Raw genomic sequence first — 889 nt, 5'->3', positions numbered from 1 at the left:
GCTAGCCGAGGCCGAGAAGGCCGGCGGCGAGCTGTCGAGCCGACGCGCCGCACTTGACGAGGCCCGCGCGCGTATCGTCGACAGCCATGAAGAGACGGCGGCGGCATTCGTCGAGGCGGAGATGCTGCTGCAAAGCGCTCCCGACCTCGGTGATCTGCAGTTACAGCTCGAACAGTCGGCCGCCAACGTCGCTCGCGACCGCGCCACTCTTGCCGATGCCCGCGCCGTGCATGAAGGCTTGAGGCGGGAAGCCGAAGCTCGAACGCGCCGCCTCGACGCCATCGGCGCGGAACGCCGCAACTGGCTGGAGCGCGCCGAAAACGCCTCGACGCAGATCGCGGCACTCGGCGAACGAAAGGCCGAGGCCGAGGCCGAGCGCGAAAGACTGGCCGACGCACCCGACGAGATCGACGCCAAGCGGCGCGCCTTGCTGTCGCAGCTTGCCGAAGCCGAAAGCCTGCGCCAGGCAGCCGGCGACCGGTTGCAGGAGGCGGAGAACAAGCAGTCCGAACTGGACAAGGCCGCGACATCAGCAATCCAGTCGTTGGCCGAGGCGCGCGAAACGCGCGTCCGCGCCGAAGAGCGGCTGACCGCTGCCGACGAAAGACGGCTGGAGGTCGAGGCGCGCATTCAGGAAACGATCAACACGCCGCCGCATCTGGTCATCCGCCACACCGGCCTGGAGGCCGACAGCCCGATGCCGGAGATGACTGAGATCGAGCGTCAACTCGACCGGCTGAAGATCGAGCGCGAGCGCCTGGGCGCCGTCAATCTGCGCGCCGAGGAAGAGCAGAAGGAACTATCCGATCGGCTCGAGACCATCGTTTCCGAACGCGAGGACATCATCGAGGCCATCCGCAAGCTGCGGCAGGCGATCCAGAGCCTGAAC

Annotated in this window: 1 pseudogene; it reads left to right on the top strand. The window is 67.5% G+C overall.

Features of this window, described 5'->3' with window-relative positions:
- Positions 1–889: pseudogene (locus tag EOA86_RS36485) on the top strand (chromosome segregation protein SMC); the annotation flags it as partial.

Source organism: Mesorhizobium sp. M5C.F.Ca.IN.020.32.2.1, assembly GCF_004023105.1.
Classification (GTDB): domain Bacteria; phylum Pseudomonadota; class Alphaproteobacteria; order Rhizobiales; family Rhizobiaceae; genus Mesorhizobium; species Mesorhizobium wenxiniae.
Note: the sequence above shows the minus strand (reverse complement) of the source record. Positions and strands in the feature narration are given on the sequence as shown.